This window comes from Luteibacter sp. (assembly GCF_051958795.1).
Taxonomy (GTDB): Bacteria; Pseudomonadota; Gammaproteobacteria; order Xanthomonadales; family Rhodanobacteraceae; genus Luteibacter.
The window spans coordinates 1-16,751 of the sequence record NZ_JBQCFT010000221.1 but is presented as its reverse complement, the minus strand read 5'-3'; the positions used below and the strand labels follow the sequence as shown (position 1 = coordinate 16,751).

Below are 16,751 nucleotides of genomic sequence, written 5' to 3'. Positions count from 1 at the left end.
GCGCGCGACGTAACGATCCATGCCGCGGTACTTCGCCGGCGCGGCGTCGTTGATCGCCGCCTCGTCGGTGAGGATGTTGATCATCGGCAGGTTGTGGCGCTGGCCGATCGCGTAGTCGTTGAAATCGTGCGCCGGGGTGATCTTCACGCAGCCGGTGCCGAAATCCTTCTCGACGTACTCATCGGCAATGATCGGGATCTGCCGGTCGGAGAGGGGCAGGGCGAGCATGCGGCCGATCAGGTGCGCATAGCGCTCATCTTCCGGGTGCACGGCCACGGCGACGTCGCCCAGCATGGTCTCCGGGCGCGTGGTCGCGACGATCAGCTCGCCCGAGCCGTCGGCCAGCGGGTAGCGGATCGACCACATCGAGCCGTCTTCTTCCTCGCTCACCACCTCCAGGTCGGAGACCGCGGTCTTCAGCACCGGATCCCAGTTGACCAGCTTCTGGCCACGGTAGATCAGGCCTTCCTGGTGGAGGCGGAAGAAGGTTTCGACGACGGCCTTCGACGGGCGCGGGTCCATGGTGAAAACCTCACGGCTCCAGTCGCCCGAGACGCCCATGCGGCGCATCTGGCGGCCGATGGTGCCGCCGGACTGGTGCTTCCACTCCCACACGCGTTCGATGAAGGCATCGCGCGTGAAATCGGCGCGCTGCTTGCCTTCGGCGTTGAGCTGGCGGGTCACCACCATTTCCGTGGCGATGCCGGCGTGGTCGGTGCCGAGCTGCCACAGCGTGTCGTAGCCGCGCATGCGGTGGTAGCGGACCAGCGTATCCATGATCGTGTGCTGGAACGCATGGCCCATGTGCAGCGTGCCCGTGACGTTGGGCGGCGGCAGCATGATCGTGTAGGGCGTGCCCTTGCCGGACGGCTTGAAGTAGCCGTTGGCTTCCCACTGGGCGTACCACTTCGATTCGATCAGGCTGGGCTCGAAACTCTTGTCCATGCGTAGGTTCCCGGCGCGCGCCCTGTAGGCGAGCTGATTGACAGGCGAAAATAGGTTCATTGTAGGCGATACTGGCCGGATGACTGAACACGAAGTGGCCGCGATCCTTGGCGCGGAGGGCCCGTTCGCCCGTGAAGTACCGGGATTCGCGCCACGCGAGGCCCAGCAGCGCATGGCGGCCGCCGTGGCCGGGGCCATCGAGGAGCGCGACGTCCTGATCGCCGAGGCCGGCACCGGCACCGGCAAGACCTTCGCCTACCTGGTTCCCGCCCTGGAATCGGGCCGGAAAGTCATCGTTTCAACCGGTACCAAGGCCCTGCAGGACCAGCTGTTCTTCCGCGATCTCCCGCGCGTGCACCACGTGCTGGGCAGCCGGGCGAAGGTCAGCCTGCTCAAGGGGCGCGCGAACTACCTGTGCCTGTACCGGCTCGACCAGGCCGTGCGTGAGGGCAACCCGGACCGCCAGCTGGCCACCCAGCTTTCCAGCATCCGGGCGTGGTCGGCCCGCACCCGGCGGGGCGACCGGATGGAAATGGCCGATATCCCCGAAGATTCCCCGGTCTGGCCGCGGGTGACCTCCACCCCGGAGAACTGCCTGGGCAGCGAGTGCCGGTTTTTCGAGGACTGCCATGTCGTGAAGGCCCGGCGCGAGGCCATGGAGGCCGACGTGGTGGTCGTTAACCACCACCTGCTCATGGCCGACCTGGCACTCAAGCAGGAGGGTTTTGGCGAGATCCTGCCCGGCGCGGATGCGTTCATCCTCGACGAGGCCCACCAGATTCCCGAGCTGGCCGGCCAGTTCTTTTCCCAGAGCATCGGCTCGCGCCAGCTGGTCGACCTCGGCCAGGATGCACTCGCCGAGGCACAGGGCGTCACCGGTGCCACGAGCCAGCTGCTGGAGCCGGTGGAGGTCGTGCAGGACCTGGTGAAGCGCCTGCGCCTGGCCATGGATCCGTTGCCCACTCGCGGGCCGTTCGGCGCGCTGGAGCGGGACGCGGGCACGCATGAGCTGATCGGCGAGTTGCGCGACGTAGTCGCGGCGATGGCCGACCTCCTGGCCGGCCTGGGCGAGCGGTCGCGTGGCCTGGCCAATGTCCACGAGCGCGCGCAGATGCTCAGCCTGCGGCTCGACCGCATCGCCGAGGAGCACTCGGCCTCGGATGTGCGCTGGTACGAAACCTGGCCGCGCGGCTTCGCGTTGCACGCCACGCCGCTCGACCTCGCCTCGCCGCTCCGCGCGATGCGCATGGCGACGAACGCGGCGTGGATCCACACCTCGGCGACCCTGTCGATCGCTGGCGATTTCCAGCATTTCGCGCGCCAGCTGGGGCTCGAGGATCCGCGCACGCTGCACGTGGAGAGCCCCTTCGATTACGCACGCCAGGCGCTCGCTTACCTGCCGAAGGATCTGCCGGATCCGTCGGCGCGCGACCACACGGACAAGGTCGTCGCCGCCATCCTGCCCGTGCTCGAGGCGTCCGATGGCCGTGCGTTCCTGCTGTTCACCTCGCACCGTGCGCTGCGCCGCGCGGCGGAGTTGCTGGAGGGCCGGGTGCCCTGGCCGCTGTTCGTGCAGGGCACGGCGCCACGCCACCGCCTGCTCGAGGAGTTTCGCCTGAGCGGCCGCGGCGTGCTGCTGGGTGCGGCCAGCTTCTGGGAAGGGGTGGACGTGGCCGGCGACGCACTCAGCGTGGTGGTAATCGACAAGCTGCCGTTCGCCATGCCCGACGATCCTGTGCTCCAGGCCCGGCTCGAGGCACTGGAGGAATCCGGTATCAACCCGTTCATGGGCTGGCAGGTCCCGACCGCGGTCATCGCGCTGAAGCAGGGCGCGGGCCGGCTGATCCGCGATGTGCACGACCGCGGCGTGCTGGTCCTGTGCGACCCACGCCTCACCACGAAGGGCTACGGCCGCCTGTTCCTCGCCAGCCTCCCGCCGATGCCGCGTACGCGCGAACTCGCCGATGTCACGGCGTTCTTTACGGCCACCTGACATAACCGCCGCGAGGCATCCGTAGGAGCCCACCCTGTGGGCGACGTCGTTCGCCACAACGCCACGGGGCCCAGAGCCCTATCGCGAAAGACGACGCCCACAGGGTGGGCTCCTACGGCAGGGTTTTGCCCTTCGTGGTCTCCGCTTTGCCTCACCCCGCGCCCGGCACGTGCCGCCCCGGGGGCGAGCATCCTCCCCACCTACGCCTGGGGGAGGACCCACCATGTTTCGCTGGACGCAATCCATTACCGCCAAGGTGCTTGGCATCGGCGTACTCGCGCTGTTAATGCTGATCCCGCTCAAGCAGGCCGACGGCATCGTCCGTGAGCGCGAGGCCATGCGCACATCCGCCGTGGCGCGTGTCGCCTCCGGGTGGGGCGGCCCGCAGACCGTCGGCGGCTTCATGCTCGCCATGCCGGCTCGCAGCGAGGTGCGCGACAGCACCGGCCGCGTGGTCAGCGTGCAGGACACGACGCACATCGTACTTGCCGACGAAATGACCACCACGGCCGACCTGGCCGTCGAGCGGCGCAGCAGTGGCATGTACGAGGTGCCGGTCTACACGAGCGACGTGACGATTCGTGGCCGTTTCCTCGTGGAAGACGTGGCCAGCGCTGGTGCAGAGAGCGGCACGGCGCTCGATACGGGCAAGGCGGAATTGCGCCTGCTCATCGCCGATACGCGCGGTTTGCAGGGGATCACATCGGCCACGGTCGACGGGCATCCGATACGCCTGGCATCCTCGGCCGCCACGATGGGCGGCTACAGCGTCCTGACGGCCGCCTTCCCGGTGGATCCGGCGCGCGCCACGCCCATCGACTTCGCGCTGACACTGCGCATCGCCGGCACCGAATCGTTCTCGGCGCTCCCGCTGGCCCGCGCGAGCACCCTGCAACTGCGCTCCGCGTGGCCCGACCCGAGTTTCGCGGGCGCCATATTGCCCGGCCGCCGCTCGGTCAGCGCCAAAGGCTTCGATGCTACCTGGCAGGTCATGGACCTCAACCGCTCGTATGGCCAGCATTGGGACGCCGCCAGTACCGACGTGAACGCGCGCCTCGCCGCATCGTCGTTCGGCGTAAAGCTGGTCAAGCCCGGCAGCGTCTACCAGCAGAACGATCGCGCGGGCAAATACGGCCTGCTGTTCATTGCGCTGACGTTCGTCGCGTTCTTCCTGTTCGAGGTGCTGAAGGGCCTGCGTCTCCATCCCGTGCAATACCTGCTCGTGGGCGCGGCCATGGCCAGCTTCTACGTGCTGCTGCTGGCCTTGTCCGAGCAGATCGGCTTCGGGGTCGCCTACGTGGTCGCGGCCACCACGGTCGTGCTTATCGTCGGTGGCTACGCGGCGGCAGTGCTCCGCGCCCGGGGTGCCGGGCTGGTGCTCGGAGGCGTGCTGGCCCTGGTTTACGCCATACTGTATGGCCTGATCGGCGCCGAACAGTACGCGCTGCTGATCGGCTCTGTGGTACTGGTTGCCGTTATCGCGCTACTCATGTATCTCACGCGCCGGATCGACTGGTACGCCTACGGGGTGCCGTTCAACAGCCAGACGGAAACGCCATGAACTTCCTCGCCATCGAAACCTCTACCGAAGCCTGCTCCGTCGCACTGGTCCACGGCGACGAAGTGATCGAGCGCAGCGAAATCGCGCCGCGCCGGCACGCCGAACTGGTGCTGCCGATGGCCGACGCGCTGCTCGCCGAAGCAGGCCTCTCGCGCAACGCCCTGCAGGGCATCGCCGTAGGCCGTGGGCCGGGTGCGTTCACCGGCGTCCGCCTGGGTGTCTCACTGGCCCAGGGCATGGCCATGGCGCTCGATGTGCCCGTCGTTACGGTGTCCTCGCTCGAAGCGCTGGCGCTGGAAGCGCCCGAGGACGACGCGGCGATCCTTTCCGTCATCGACGCACGCATGGGCGAAATCTACGTCGCGGCCTGGCGCCGTGACGATGACGGTGGCGTGAGCCTGATCGACCGCGAACGCGTGGATACGGCAGCGGCGCTGATCGTCCCGGAAGCCACCGCGTGGCATGTCGTCGGCACGGGCTGGGCCACGTACGAAGCGGTGCTGCGTGAACGCATCCCGGCGCCGGTTCGCTCGGCGGACGGCGCGCGGTTCCCGCAGGCCAGGCACATCGCGGAAGTGGCCGCGAAGCGATTCCGGCAGGGCGAAGCCGTCGCCCCCGAACTCGCGCTGCCGGTATACCTGCGCGACAAGGTCGCGCTTACGCTGGTGGAGCAGGGCAAGGCCTGACCCTGCGATCTACCGTAGGAGCCCACCCTGTGGGCGACGCTGTTCGCGAAAACGCCACGGGCTGTGCTGGTTCATCGCGAGAGATGTCGCCCACAGGGTGGGCTCCTACCGGTAGCGATTACCGGGAAACCACCGTGGCTTCGATCACCGCGCACACGTGCTCAAACGATGCATCGTCCAGCCACGGGCTGTTCGTCACGGTGAGCGTCCGCGCGGCGAAGTCGCGCGCATTGGGAATATAGTCACCGCCAGCCATCGTGCCGAGGTACGGATAATCCGACAGCGCATGCACGAACATCCGCGCTACGCCGTGGCGCGAGGCCCATAGCCGCTGCAACACCGCATCGCGGGTGGCTTCGTCGGGCAACAGCAGCATCAGGTAAGGCCAGGTGCCGCCCTCATCGGTGAATACGTGGACACCAGGGATCGAGGCGAGCGCCGGCACGCGGGCACGGGCCTGTGCCGTGGTGGTCTCGATGAAATGCGGCAGGCGGTGGAACGCGCGCGCACCGACGGCTTGCCGCCAGCGACCTACGCGGTGCAACGGGAAATCCAGGTCGAAGTGCTCGCCTGCCGCGCCCAGCAGGTCGCCACGGCGCGGGGCCCGGCGCAGCGGGTGGCCATACGCCATGCCGAGGCCGCGCGGGCGATAGAAGGCGGCGTAACCTGCCAGCTCCAGCGCGCGGCGCGCTTCCCAGCCGGGATGCCAGCGTGCGATCCGCCGCGCCGCGCGGCGGAAGCTGTCGCGTAGTGCTTCGTCGCGCGCCACCAGCAGGCCACCCTCGAAGATCGAAAGGCCCTTGCCCGCGGCGAGGCTGTAGAAGCCCACATCGCCATGCGTGCCGGCGGCGCGGCCATCGATGCGCGCGCCCAAAGCCTGCGCGGCATCCTCAACCACCCAGGCACCCGTCGCGTCGGCGACCGCACGCGCCGATGCGACGTCCGCCGTGCGGCCGCCGAGATGCGTCGGCACGATGGCGAGCGTCCGCTCGCCGCAGGCGGCGGCCAGCCGTTCCGGATCCATGTCGAAATGGCCGGGGCGAAGATCGACCAGCACCGGCTCCAGCCCGGCGCGGCGGATCGCGAGGGGGACCAGGGGGCAGGTGAACGCGGGGATGGCGACCTCGCGCCGCGTGCGCGCGTGCTCGGCCAGTCCGGTGAGGGCGACGGTAAGCGCCGCCGTGCCCGAGCACTCCAGCTGCGCCTCTTCCACGCCCAGCCATTGCGCGGCGAGTGCCGTCAGCGGTGCAGGGATGTCGCCGCCCATGTCCGCGAAGCCCAGGGGCAGGCCCGCCGTGGGCGGGGCTTCACGTTGAGGCCGGAACCACATCGCTGGCACCTTCGTCGCCCTCGGCGAACGCGAGACAGAGGATGCCCGCCACGATCGCCAGCGCACCCACGATCTGCGCCGGCGTGACCGGTTCGCTGAACACCCAGTACGAGAGCACCATCACGCTGACCACTTCGAGGTGCGACGCCGCGAACGCCGGCCCGATGGGGGCGTGTTTCAGCAGGCTCATCCAGGTCACGAACGCACCGATGTAGCCGGTGATCGCCCCGTAGATCCACGGATGCGAAAACACCCGAGCCAGCCATGCCGTGCTCATCTCGACAGGCAGCGCGTGGTTCCCCGCGAGCTTGAAGCAGACGAGGTTCAGCGAATCGAACGCGAGCAGCAGCGCGAAGCCGACGATGTAGAAGCGCTTCATGCGCCGGCCCCCACGATGGCCACGCCCGCCGCCACGAGCAGGATACCCGTGACGCGCAACGGGCTGAGCCGTTCGCGGAACAGGAAGCGGCCCGCGATCATGATGGCGACGATGTTGATCGAACCCAGCAGCACGCCCTCGGACAGGGGCACGAGCGAAAGGAAGGCGATCCACACGACGAACTCGAGCACGTAGCAGCCGATGCCAGCCCAGATCCACGGGCGCGCCAGCATGTACTTCCAGCGCGCGAGGCCATCGCCCGCGCGCGGGTCGCCGGCCGCGGCCTTGAACGCGAGCTGGCCGCCCGTATCGAGCAACACGTTCGCCAGCCACAAGCTGAAGACGAGTCCGTGCATGCTCAGGCCGCCATGCGCGCAGGCCGCGCGTCGCGGGCGACCCGGGTGAAGAAATCCGCGCTGCGTTCGATCAGCGTGCGGCGTTCGCGATCGATCGTGATCATGTGGTAGCTGTCGGCAAGCAACAGCATTTCGACCGGGCCGCGGACGCCGCGCGCCACCATGTCGGCATTGGCCGTGCTGGCTACGTCGTCGTCCGTGGCGTGCGCGATGAAACACGGCGCCACCACATCGGGGAGGCGCCGGCGGACATCGCGCGCGAGCCACCACATTTCCGCCAGGGCGTGCCATGGGTTCCCCGGCAGGCCGGCGGCTTCGCTGTCGCCCGACAACATGGCCGCGCTGATCTGCGCGCGCAGGCGCTCGTCGCGTATGCCGTAGGGCGGCTGCTCCATGAAGCTGCGGTGGCGGCCGATGCCGAGGCGCTTGAACATCGGCAGGAGGAAGGAGAGATTGCGGCCGGTCCACGGGATGGACCAGCCGTCATGGCGGAACGTCGCGCCAAACACGCCGACCCCATCCACCCAATCCGGGCGCACCGCGGCGAGGCGCAGCGCCAGGACCGCACCCATGGACAGGCCGGCGACGAACAGCCGGTCGACCCGGCCGCGCAGCTGCTCGGCCGCGGCCTCGACGCTGGCGTACCAGTCCTGCCAGGTCGTCGCGAGGAGGTCGTCCTCACTGCCGCAATGGCCGGCCAGGCGCACGCCGACCACGGTGAATCCCGCACGGTTCAGGCCCTTGCCCAGCATGCGCATTTCCGTGGGTGTGCCGGTCAGGCCGTGGATGAGCAGGACGCCCTCGCGGCCGCCTTCAAAATGGAATTCCGTGGATTCGCTCACGCCCGGGCCTCGCGCCTGTGCCGTTTCATGACAGGTATGCTCGCAAGCCGTGGTTTCAGCGAGCTTTCCGCAGGCTTAGCCCGGGCTTGGCAGGCCTGGGAAACGCAGCTCCACGCGCAGGCCGCCCAGGGCCGAGCGGGCGAAGCCGACGCGCGCCGCGTGGCGCTCGGCGATGCTCTCCACGATGGCCAGGCCGAGCCCCGTGCCGTCCTCGTCGACCCCGGGTACCCGGAAGAAGCGCTCGCCCAGCTGGTCGAGGAACGCGTCCCCGACGCCCGGGCCGTCGTCGTCCACGGCCAGCACGGTGTCATTGCCGTCACGCGCCAGCGAGACGGTGACCGTGTGGCCGCGCCCGGCATAGTGGAAGGCGTTGTCGACGAGGTTGTCGATGACCTCCTGGACCTGCAGGGCATCGCCGCGCACCGGGCATGCGCCATCGGTGCCTTCGTAGCCCAGGTCCACGCCAAGCGCGAGCGCCTGGTGGACGCGCATGCCCACGGCCTCAGGGACGACCTGGGCGAGATCGATCACGTCCATGCCATCGTGGTCGGGCAGGTCCGGGGACTGGGTGCGGGTAAGTGCGAGCAACTGGGCCGAGGTGCGCGCCGCGCGGGCAGCCAGTCGCTGGATGTGGGCCAGCGCATCCTGTTGCTGGGCGGCATCACCGGCCGCGGCGACGCGCTCGACATGCAGTTGCAGCCCGGCCAGCGGCGTCCGCAACTGGTGGGCGGCGTCCGCGATGAACCGCTCCTGCAGTCCGAGCATGTTGCGCATGCGGGCGAACAGGTCGTCGATAGTGCGGGTCAGCGGCAGGATCTCCACCGGCACGTCTTCCTCGCCGATCGGGCCCAAGTCGTGGCCGCGCCGGCTCAGGCGCGTCGTCAGCGGTTCCAGCACGCGCAGGCCATGGCTCACCCCGAACCACACGAGGCAGAGCACGGCGATGATGAGCAGCGCCTCCACCGGCAAGGTCAGCAGCAGGATTTCGCGGGCGCGCTGGTGGCGGTCACGCAGGTTCTCAGCCACCTTGATCGTGATGGTGTCCCCGGGGTCATGCCGGTTGGCGATGCGCATGACCGCGCCACGCAGGGCCTTGTGGCCCAGGTCGGTGTCGTACAGCAGGGGCGGTGCGTCGACATCGACCGCGCGGCGCGTGGGCACGGCCAGTTCGGCATTGCCGATGATGCGGCCGTGCCGGTCACTGATCACTTCGTAGTAGTTGCGCCCATCCGGGTCGTATTCGAGGAGGAAGCGCGCCTGCGCGGTCAGCTCACCACGCAGGGCGTCGCTACCGATCATTTCCGCCAGGGTGAGCGCCGAATCGGAGAGATCGGAATCGTGCACGCGGTTCGAGTAGGCGAGGGCGATGAAGTACCCGACCACGGCATCGACGACCAACACGCCGAGCACGGGAACGAGCAGGAAGGTGAGCAGGCGCCGGCGCAGGCTGGGGCGCGCCGGGCGGCGCGCCGCGTGGCGGCGTTCAGGCATCGACCGATTCTTCGAGGAGGTAACCCAGGCCGCGGATGGTGCGGACGTTGGTCCCCGAGCCATGCAGCTTCTTGCGCAGGCGGTGCAGGGCGATATCCAGGCCGTTGTCGGTCAGGTCCTCGTCCCAGTTGCACAACGCCTCGACCAGCTGCGCACGGCTGGTGACCTTGTCGGCACGGGTGGCCAGCGCCTCGATCAGGCCGAACTCACGCGCGGTGAGGTCAAGCGGCGTATCGCCGATCCAGGCGCGGTGGCCGGGGATATCCAGGCGCAGCCGGCCGATGCGGAATTCCGGCGCACCGTGGCTGGTGCGTCGGCGGAGCAGGGCACGCACGCGGGCTTCGAATTCCGCGAGGGCAAAGGGCTTCACCAGGTAATCGTCGGCGCCCAGGTCGAGCACCCGGACGCGTTCCTTCAGGCCTTCGCGGGCGGTGACCACAAGCACGGGAAGACTGGCGCCACGCTTGCGCGCGCGGCTGAGCACATCGCTGCCATCGAGCTGGGGCAGGCCCAGGTCGAGGACGAGGAGGTCGTAATCATGGTCGCGCAGCGCATGGTCGGCACTGGCGCCATCCGCCACGTGGTCCACGGCGTGACCGCCTTGCTGCAGGGCCGCGCGCACGGCGGCGGCGATGGAGGCGTCGTCTTCGGCTAGGAGTATGCGCATGGTGGACAAGCATACGCTCCGTGATGGGGTGGCCGCATGCTGTCGCGGCAGGCTTTCCCGCCCCTTTCTGTCAATTGCGAACGATTCGCATTGCGGTTACGATTGACCGGTTTCCACGCTGGCACAGGGGCCTGACACCGCATGAGCGATACCGTCGACCGGACACGCCGTGCGTTCTGGCTGAAGCACCTGCACCGCTGGCACTGGATCAGCTCCGCCATCTCGCTGGTGGTGCTTTTCATGTTTTCCGTCACCGGCTTCACCCTCAACCACGCCGCGCAGATCGAGGCGACCCCCCGGGTCGTGCGGCATGCCGGCACGCTGGCGCCGGCGACGCTGCAACGCCTCACCGATCCCGGGCGCAAGTCGGCCCCGGTCGCCACGGCCGTCGCCGATGCCGTGCACGCGCAGACAGGCGCGGATATTGCCGGCCGCGATGGCGACTGGAGTGATGACGAGGTGTACATCTCCCTGCCGCGCCCCGGTGGCGATGCGTGGGTGAGCATCGACCGGGAAACCGGCGAGGTGCAGTACGAATCGACCGATCGCGGCTGGCTCGCCTGGTTCAACGACCTGCACAAGGGCCGCAACACCGGCGCGGCATGGCGCTGGTTCATCGATGTGTTCGCCCTGGCCTGCGTGGTGTTCGCCGTCACCGGCCTGCTCCTGCTCAAGATGCACGCCGCCCAGCGCGGCATGACCTGGCCGCTCGTCGCGCTCGGCTTCGTGCTGCCGCTGGTTGTCGTCCTGCTCTTCATCCACTGACCCAAAGGATTGCCATGCGTAGGCTGCTTCCACTCGCGCTCTGTTTCCTCGCCGCCCCGGTCGCCGCGGCGGACATGAACCTCACCGTCGAGATCCCCACCCTGAAGGTCGCGGAATACCACCGACCCTACGTCGCGGTGTGGATCGAGCGCGAGGATCACAGCGTGGCCGCCAACCTGGCCGTCTGGTACGACGTGAAAAAGGCCAGCGGCGAAGGCACCAAGTGGCTGAAGGACATGCGCCAGTGGTGGCGCCGCAGCGGGCGCGACCAGACCATGCCGATCGACGGCGTATCGGGCGCCACGCGCCCCGCGGGCCAGCACCAGTTGCGCTTCACCGACGGCAAGGCGCCGCTTGGCACGCTCGCACCCGGGCATTACGAGCTGATCGTCGAGGCGGCCCGCGAAGTGGGTGGCCACGAGACACAGCGCATCGCTTTCGACTGGCCGGCGAAGTCGCCCGTGCACCTCTCCGCGAAGGGCACGGACGAACTCGGCCAGATCACCCTCGATATCAATCCCTGACTGGAGCCATGTCATGAAGCACCTGTTCGTTCGCGCCGCCCTTTGTGCCGCGCTGGTCATGCCGTTCGCCGTGCAGGCGCACAAGATGTGGCTCGTACCGTCGGCCACCGTGGTCTCCGGCGACGATGCGTGGGTGACCGTGGATGCCGCGGTATCCAACGACCTGTACTACCCCGACCATTTCCCTGCCCAGCTCGATAACCTGGTGATCACCGCGCCGGATGGCAGCCCGGTGAAGCCGGAGAACCCGTGGACCGGCAAGGTGCGCAGCGCGTTCGACCTGCCGGTGAAGGAAGCGGGCACCTACCGCATCGCGCTGGTGAACCAGGGTCTGTTCGCGAACTACGAAGTGGATGGGCAGAAGAAGCGCTGGCGCGGCAAGGCCGACGAGCTGAAGGCGGGCATCCCCGCGAATGCGAAGAACGTGCAGGTCAGCGAAATGGCGTCGCGCGTCGAGACTTTCGTGACCCAGGGCAAGCCGGGTGGCGACGCACTGAAGCCGACCGGCAAGGGTCTCGAGCTCGTGCCGGTCACCCAGCCTGGCGATCTCGTCACGGGTGAAAAGGCCACGTTCCAGCTGTTGCTCGATGGCAAGCCGGCTGCGGGCCTCAAGGTCACCGCGATCAACGGCGCCACGCGCTACCGCAACGCGCAGGAAGAGCAGGATACGCAGACCGACAAGGATGGCCGTTTCACCTTCGCCTTCGCCAACCCCGGCATGTACTGGGTCAATGCGAACACGGAAGACAAGAAGACCACGGTGAAGGAAGCGACGCAGCGCCGCGTGGCCTACACCGCGACGCTCGAAGTGCTGCCGCAGTGATCGTCCACCCGTGTGGGAGCGCGCTCGCGCGCGATGGGTGCTCGCCCCAAACCCATCGCGCGCAAGCGCGCTCCCACGTCGGTCTCGCCCTGTTGCTGTGGTTCGTCTGCCTCTCGGCCACCGCCACCGACGTCCGCCGCTTCGAAGGCGAAACGATGGGCACGACGTGGTCGGTGAATGCGGTACTGCCGGCGCACGCCGACGAACGGCAGATCGAACACGGCATCCAGGCCGAGGTCGATCGCGTCGTCGCGCAGATGAGCACGTATGAACCGGACTCCGACCTGAGCAGGTTCAACCGTGCACCGGCGGGTACATGGCAGGCGTTGCCGCCCGAGTTCTACGGCGTGTTGCGTTACGCGTTGTCGCTCGCGAAGGATTCCGGCGGTGCCTACGATCCGACCGTGGGCCCGCTGGTGAACCTGTGGGGCTTCGGACCCGACAAGCGCCCGCGCGATCCTCCCGGTGCCGCGGAGCTGGCTGCTGCGCGAGCGCGGGTCGGCTGGCAACGCATCAAGCTCGATGACGCCAACCACCGCGCCTTCCAGCCCGGTGGCGTGTACGTCGACCTGTCGTCCGTCGCCAAGGGCTTTGGCGTCGACCAGGTCGCGCGGTTCCTCGATTCGCGGGGTGTGAAGGCGTACCTCGTCGAAGTAGGTGGCGAGTTGCGCGCCCACGGGCGCAAGCCGGATGGCAGTGCATGGCACGTGGGGATCGAACGCCCTGGTGCGGCAAGCGCGGCCGTGGACAGCGTCGATGAGGTCGGCCGCATCGTGTCGCTCGACGACAAGGCCATCGCCACCTCGGGGGGTTATCGGCACTTCTTCGAATCCGGTGGCAGGTTCTATTCGCACCACATCGATCCGCGCACCGGCAACCCGGTGGCACACCGGGTCGCTTCGGTGAGCATCCTCGCCGGCGACTGCATGCACGCCGATTCGCTGGGCACGACGATGACCGTGCTCGGGCCGGAGGAAGGCATGGCGTACGCGAAGGAACACGGCATTGCCGTGTTGTTCGTCCTGTACACGGCGGATGGCAGGTTCGAAGAGCGCACGTCCCCCGCATTCGCCGCGGCGGTGAAATGAAAAGCACCGCTGGCCAGCTGGCGATCGGCGCGTGTCTTGCGCTCGCCGCGCTGCTGGCGGCCTGCTGGCATGACTTTTCCGGCCAGCACCTTGGTTCGCCTGCGCACGTCGCCATGGCCGGCGCCGCGTTCGCGACCTGGTCGGCATGGGTGCTCGCCGCCGCGTGGCCACGCCGGCGCAACGCGTCGCAGGCAACGCATGGGCGCGGCGGCCTGCTCGTGGTCCACGCCTCGCAGACGGGGTTCGCCACCGAGCTTGCCGAGCGCACAGCGACGGCGCTCCGCGAGGGTGGCGTGAGCGTCGATTTGCGCGGTATCGCATCGCTATCCCTGGGCGACCTTGCCTCGGCGCAGCGCGCCCTGTTTATCGCCAGCACGACCGGCGAGGGTGATGCCCCGGATATCGCAACGTTGTTCCAGCGCGACGTCATGCGCAGCTCGCCCGACCTGCATCACCTGGTGTATGCCGTGCTGGCGCTTGGCGATCGTGACTACGATGATTTTTGCGGCTTCGGGCGCGAGCTGGATCACTGGCTACGCACGCACGGCGCCACGCCCGCGTTCGACCGCGTGGATGTGGATAACGGGGACGATGGCGCCCTGCGCCACTGGCAACGGCAGGTCGCCCAGCTGACGGGCGCAGGCGAGCAGCCCGAGTGGTCCCGGCCCGCGTACCAGCCCTGGCGCCTGCAGGCGCGGCAGCTGTTGAATCCGGGCAGCGTCGGCGCGCCGTGTTTCCACGTGGCGCTCGTGCCCGACGATCCGGCACACCTGCGCTGGGACGCCGGCGACGTCGTTGAGATCGGCCCGCGCAAGGCGCGCGGCGATGCAGTTGTCCTGCCGCATCGCGAATACTCCATCGCCTCCATCCCTGCCGATGGCTCGCTGCACCTCGTGGTACGCCAGCAACGCAGCGCGGACGGCGCGCTGGGCACTGGATCGGGCTGGCTCACGGCGCTGGCGGAAGAGGGCGATGCCATCGACCTGCGCGTTCGTCGCAACCCCGGGTTCCACGCTCCGGGCGACGACCGGCCGGTGCTCCTGGTTGGCAGCGGCACGGGGATCGCGGGTCTGCGAGCTCTGTTGAAGGCGCGGATCGCCGGCGGACACCGGCGGAACTGGGTGCTGTTCGGCGAACGCCACGAACAGGTGGATCGGCTGCATGTCGATCAGCTGGAGCACTGGCGCGACAGTGGCGATCTGGAACGCCTGGACCTGGTCTGGTCGCGCGACTCGCGCGGCCCGCGCTATGTGCAGGAACGCCTGCGTGCCGCGGCGGATGCCGTGCGGCGCTACGTGGCGGATGGGGCCTCGATCTACGTGTGTGGCAGCCTTGCAGGCATGGCACCCGGTGTGGATGCCGCGCTTCGCGAGATCCTCGGCGAGCCCATGGTCGATACGCTCGCCACGACGGGGCGCTACCGTCGTGACGTCTACTGATTTACCTCCGCGCGGCCGCCGCGGGCCGCGGGGACGGCGCAGGCGGCGCAGCAGGAGCCAGATGGCCGTAAGCGGCCCTGACAGCGCGTAGACCACCAGATAGGCGTAGACCGACCACGGTGAGGCCCAGATCGAGCCGATGACGAAGATCGCACCGATGACGACGGTGGTGGCGTTCAGGCGCAGCTTGAGCGACTTGCTGCTCAGGTAGCGGAACGGACTGATCATCGAGGCGGCAAGCACGAACAGCATCGCGTTGATCACGTGCTGCATGGTCTCCGGTGGCCACGTAGCGCCGCTGTAGCGTCCGATGACGATCAGCAGCACGACCAGCGACGCGGCCGACGGCGTGTTCAGGCCAAGGAAGATCGACTTGTCCTTCTGGACGTTGAACATGGCCAGGCGGACGACCGCGCAGGCGCAGAAGGCGATCTGCGCGGGCAGGAACACCTCCGCGCCGATGGAGCGCAGGTACACATCCGCCACGACGACGGGCGCCACGCCAAACGCTATCGCATCGGAAAGGCTATCCAGCTGCGTGCCCAGGTCGCTCGATTTCCCGGTCTTGCGCGCGACGAAACCATCCGCGCCGTCGCAGACCAGGCAGGCGATGAACAGCGTGCCGAGGTAGGCCAGTTCGCCGGACTAGGCGCGGCTGATGATGAGGATGGCGCAGGTCAGCGACGAGAGCGTGATGAAGTTCGCCGCCGTGACCAGGTTTTCGTAAGGTGCGCGGAGTTTCAGCTGCATAGCAGGCGTACCTTGCCGTCGTGGATACCGTCGAAGCGCAGTGCGGTCAGGTCAGTGACCCATTCCACCCCGGGCGTGAGTTCTTCAGGGTGGTCACCGGCGATCGCCAGGACCCGTGCACCCGCCGAGATGCCCGCTTCGATGCCTGCCTTCGCGTCTTCGAACACGACACATGCCGGGGCGGCCGCGCCCATGCGCACGGCGCCGAGCAGGTAGGCGTCCGGCGCCGGCTTGCCGCGCTCGACTTCTTCGCCAGTGACCATGCGCGGCGGCGGCACGATGCCCGCCGCGCCGAGCCGCGCCTTCGCCAGCACGAGGTCGGCGGAGGTCACGATGGTCCAGCGATCCGGGGGAAGGGCGGCGAGGAGCTCGAGGGCGCCGGGGATCGGCACGATGCCGTCCACGTCTTCCACTTCCTCGCGGTAGAGGCGCTCGTAGACGGCGTCGACATCCTGGCCAGCCATCGGCGCGAACTCGCTGATGGAGTCGTACATGCGCACGCCATGCAGGCGCGGCAGGACGTAGTGCCAGTCCAGCCCGACTTCGTCGCACCAGCGCTTCCAGATTTTCTCGACGACGACGCGCGAATCGATCAGCGTGCCGTCCATGTCGAAGAGCAGGGCCTGGGCCTCGAGCACCTGGCCAGGTAGGAGCCGCATGTTGCCTCCGGGGAGCGAAAGGGGCACCGCAGGATGTGCGGTAAGCCCCTCACGATACCGGAGCGCGGGCCTCGCGTCAGTTGACCCGGGTCAGCGCATGGTTGCGCAGGGCTTCGGCGATCACCGCTTCCACCCGCTCGTTGGCCTTGCGCGCCTGCTCGGCGATCTCACGGTTCCACTCGGCTTCGGTGCGGCCATGCATGGCGCGCTCACGCGCCACCTCGCCCATCTGCCGGCCGATCTCACCTTGCTCGCGGCCGATCTCGCTGTGTGCCTTCGCGTACTCCGGATTGCCGGCGTGACCCGAGCGCGATTCGGCAATCGCCAGTTCGCTCTGGCGCTGCGACAGCCTGGCCATCTGTTCACTGAGCATCGCCTGGCGCTGGTCGAGCTCGGCGGCGCGCTTCGGATCCATCGGCTGCTGCAGCGGCGCGGGGCCGCCCTTGAAGCTCT

The 16,751-nt window shown here is 68.4% G+C and carries 16 protein-coding genes and 2 pseudogenes; 8 read left to right on the top strand and 10 right to left on the bottom strand.

The features are described 5' to 3' along the window. Positions 1-945 (bottom strand): class I tRNA ligase family protein (locus ACTHLF_RS11185; protein WP_440327418.1); only part of this gene is annotated, 945 nt, incomplete at its 3' end. Between the two features lie 79 nt (positions 946-1,024). Between ACTHLF_RS11185 and ACTHLF_RS11180 the strand changes: the two genes are divergently transcribed. The 3 genes from ACTHLF_RS11180 to tsaB all read left to right on the top strand — a co-directional run bounded on the left by ACTHLF_RS11180 (position 1,025) and on the right by tsaB (position 5,185). Next, complete coding sequence (locus ACTHLF_RS11180; RefSeq protein WP_440327417.1) at positions 1,025-2,938, top strand: ATP-dependent DNA helicase; 1,914 nt, start codon at positions 1,025-1,027, stop codon at positions 2,936-2,938. Positions 2,939-3,161: 223 nt separating this feature from the next. Beyond that, a complete protein-coding gene (gene creD, locus ACTHLF_RS11175) occupies positions 3,162-4,499 on the top strand; it encodes a cell envelope integrity protein CreD (protein ID WP_440327416.1) in 1,338 nt (445 codons plus the stop codon). Further along, complete coding sequence (tsaB, locus tag ACTHLF_RS11170; protein ID WP_440327415.1) at positions 4,496-5,185, top strand: tRNA (adenosine(37)-N6)-threonylcarbamoyltransferase complex dimerization subunit type 1 TsaB; 690 nt, start codon at positions 4,496-4,498, stop codon at positions 5,183-5,185. The genes creD and tsaB overlap by 4 nt, the downstream gene beginning before the upstream one ends. 118 nt (positions 5,186-5,303) lie before the next feature. On the opposite strand, the gene ACTHLF_RS11165 is transcribed toward tsaB, so the two are convergent. From ACTHLF_RS11165 to ACTHLF_RS11140, 6 genes are all read right to left on the bottom strand, one after another. After that, entirely contained in the window at positions 5,304-6,515 is a 1,212-nt protein-coding gene (locus ACTHLF_RS11165) for a DegT/DnrJ/EryC1/StrS family aminotransferase (RefSeq protein WP_440327414.1), read from the bottom strand. Continuing rightward, positions 6,493-6,894, bottom strand: a complete 402-nt coding sequence (locus ACTHLF_RS11160) for an EamA family transporter (RefSeq protein ID WP_440327413.1) — start codon at positions 6,892-6,894, stop codon at positions 6,493-6,495. The genes ACTHLF_RS11165 and ACTHLF_RS11160 overlap by 23 nt, the downstream gene beginning before the upstream one ends. Next, a complete protein-coding gene (locus tag ACTHLF_RS11155; protein ID WP_440327412.1) occupies positions 6,891-7,250 on the bottom strand; it encodes an EamA family transporter in 360 nt (119 codons plus the stop codon). Before ACTHLF_RS11155 ends, ACTHLF_RS11160 begins: the two co-directional genes overlap by 4 nt. A 2-nt stretch (positions 7,251-7,252) precedes the next feature. Then, positions 7,253-8,092, bottom strand: a complete 840-nt coding sequence (locus ACTHLF_RS11150; RefSeq protein WP_440327411.1) for an alpha/beta hydrolase — start codon at positions 8,090-8,092, stop codon at positions 7,253-7,255. A 75-nt stretch (positions 8,093-8,167) separates the two neighbouring features. Then, on the bottom strand, positions 8,168-9,583 hold the full coding sequence (locus ACTHLF_RS11145; protein ID WP_440327410.1) for a sensor histidine kinase: 1,416 nt from the start codon (positions 9,581-9,583) through the stop codon (positions 8,168-8,170). Next, on the bottom strand, positions 9,576-10,250 hold the full coding sequence (locus ACTHLF_RS11140) for a response regulator (protein ID WP_440327409.1): 675 nt from the start codon (positions 10,248-10,250) through the stop codon (positions 9,576-9,578). The genes ACTHLF_RS11145 and ACTHLF_RS11140 overlap by 8 nt, the downstream gene beginning before the upstream one ends. Positions 10,251-10,391: 141 nt before the next feature. On the opposite strand from ACTHLF_RS11140, the gene ACTHLF_RS11135 reads away from it, so the two are divergent. The 5 genes from ACTHLF_RS11135 (at position 10,392) to ACTHLF_RS11115 (ending at position 14,889) form a co-directional block, all read left to right on the top strand. Further along, on the top strand, positions 10,392-11,015 hold the full coding sequence (locus ACTHLF_RS11135; RefSeq protein ID WP_440327408.1) for a PepSY-associated TM helix domain-containing protein: 624 nt from the start codon (positions 10,392-10,394) through the stop codon (positions 11,013-11,015). Between the two features lie 14 nt (positions 11,016-11,029). Further along, the gene (locus ACTHLF_RS11130) at positions 11,030-11,539 is read left to right on the top strand and encodes a DUF2271 domain-containing protein (RefSeq protein ID WP_440327407.1); all 510 of its coding nucleotides are present in this window, start codon (positions 11,030-11,032) and stop codon (positions 11,537-11,539) included. Positions 11,540-11,552: 13 nt separating this feature from the next. Then, on the top strand, positions 11,553-12,362 hold the full coding sequence (locus ACTHLF_RS11125) for a DUF4198 domain-containing protein (RefSeq protein ID WP_440327406.1): 810 nt from the start codon (positions 11,553-11,555) through the stop codon (positions 12,360-12,362). A gap of 155 nt (positions 12,363-12,517) precedes the next feature. Next, positions 12,518-13,450, top strand: a complete 933-nt coding sequence (locus ACTHLF_RS11120) for an FAD:protein FMN transferase (protein WP_440327419.1) — start codon at positions 12,518-12,520, stop codon at positions 13,448-13,450. Further along, positions 13,447-14,889 carry a sulfite reductase subunit alpha gene (locus ACTHLF_RS11115; protein WP_440327405.1) on the top strand — a complete coding sequence of 481 codons (1,443 nt, stop codon included), beginning with the start codon at positions 13,447-13,449 and terminating at the stop codon, positions 14,887-14,889. The genes ACTHLF_RS11120 and ACTHLF_RS11115 overlap by 4 nt, the downstream gene beginning before the upstream one ends. Positions 14,890-15,207: 318 nt before the next feature. On the opposite strand, the pseudogene ACTHLF_RS11110 reads toward ACTHLF_RS11115, so the two are convergent. The 3 genes and pseudogenes from ACTHLF_RS11110 to ACTHLF_RS11100 all read right to left on the bottom strand — a co-directional run. Next, positions 15,208-15,501: pseudogene (locus ACTHLF_RS11110) on the bottom strand (CDP-alcohol phosphatidyltransferase family protein); the annotation flags it as partial. Between the two features lie 128 nt (positions 15,502-15,629). Then, on the bottom strand, positions 15,630-16,298 hold the full coding sequence (locus ACTHLF_RS11105) for an HAD-IA family hydrolase (protein ID WP_440327404.1): 669 nt from the start codon (positions 16,296-16,298) through the stop codon (positions 15,630-15,632). 76 nt (positions 16,299-16,374) lie between these two features. Next, a pseudogene (locus ACTHLF_RS11100) lies at positions 16,375-16,751 on the bottom strand (hypothetical protein); the annotation flags it as partial.

What these genes read in the sequence shown, in the direction of transcription:
- ACTHLF_RS11180 (WP_440327417.1), top strand. Translation starts at nt 1,025, where the DNA reads ATGACTGAACACGAAGTGGCCGCGATCCTTGGCGCGGAGGGCCCGTTC.
- creD (WP_440327416.1), top strand. Translation starts at nt 3,162, where the DNA reads ATGTTTCGCTGGACGCAATCCATTACCGCCAAGGTGCTTGGCATCGGC.
- tsaB (WP_440327415.1), top strand. Translation starts at nt 4,496, where the DNA reads ATGAACTTCCTCGCCATCGAAACCTCTACCGAAGCCTGCTCCGTCGCA.
- ACTHLF_RS11165 (WP_440327414.1), bottom strand. Translation starts at nt 6,515, where the DNA reads ATGTGGTTCCGGCCTCAACGTGAAGCCCCGCCCACGGCGGGCCTGCCC.
- ACTHLF_RS11160 (WP_440327413.1), bottom strand. Translation starts at nt 6,894, where the DNA reads ATGAAGCGCTTCTACATCGTCGGCTTCGCGCTGCTGCTCGCGTTCGAT.
- ACTHLF_RS11155 (WP_440327412.1), bottom strand. Translation starts at nt 7,250, where the DNA reads ATGCACGGACTCGTCTTCAGCTTGTGGCTGGCGAACGTGTTGCTCGAT.
- ACTHLF_RS11145 (WP_440327410.1), bottom strand. Translation starts at nt 9,583, where the DNA reads ATGCCTGAACGCCGCCACGCGGCGCGCCGCCCGGCGCGCCCCAGCCTG.
- ACTHLF_RS11140 (WP_440327409.1), bottom strand. Translation starts at nt 10,250, where the DNA reads ATGCGCATACTCCTAGCCGAAGACGACGCCTCCATCGCCGCCGCCGTG.
- ACTHLF_RS11135 (WP_440327408.1), top strand. Translation starts at nt 10,392, where the DNA reads ATGAGCGATACCGTCGACCGGACACGCCGTGCGTTCTGGCTGAAGCAC.
- ACTHLF_RS11130 (WP_440327407.1), top strand. Translation starts at nt 11,030, where the DNA reads ATGCGTAGGCTGCTTCCACTCGCGCTCTGTTTCCTCGCCGCCCCGGTC.
- ACTHLF_RS11125 (WP_440327406.1), top strand. Translation starts at nt 11,553, where the DNA reads ATGAAGCACCTGTTCGTTCGCGCCGCCCTTTGTGCCGCGCTGGTCATG.
- ACTHLF_RS11120 (WP_440327419.1), top strand. Translation starts at nt 12,518, where the DNA reads ATGGGCACGACGTGGTCGGTGAATGCGGTACTGCCGGCGCACGCCGAC.
- ACTHLF_RS11115 (WP_440327405.1), top strand. Translation starts at nt 13,447, where the DNA reads ATGAAAAGCACCGCTGGCCAGCTGGCGATCGGCGCGTGTCTTGCGCTC.
- ACTHLF_RS11105 (WP_440327404.1), bottom strand. Translation starts at nt 16,298, where the DNA reads ATGCGGCTCCTACCTGGCCAGGTGCTCGAGGCCCAGGCCCTGCTCTTC.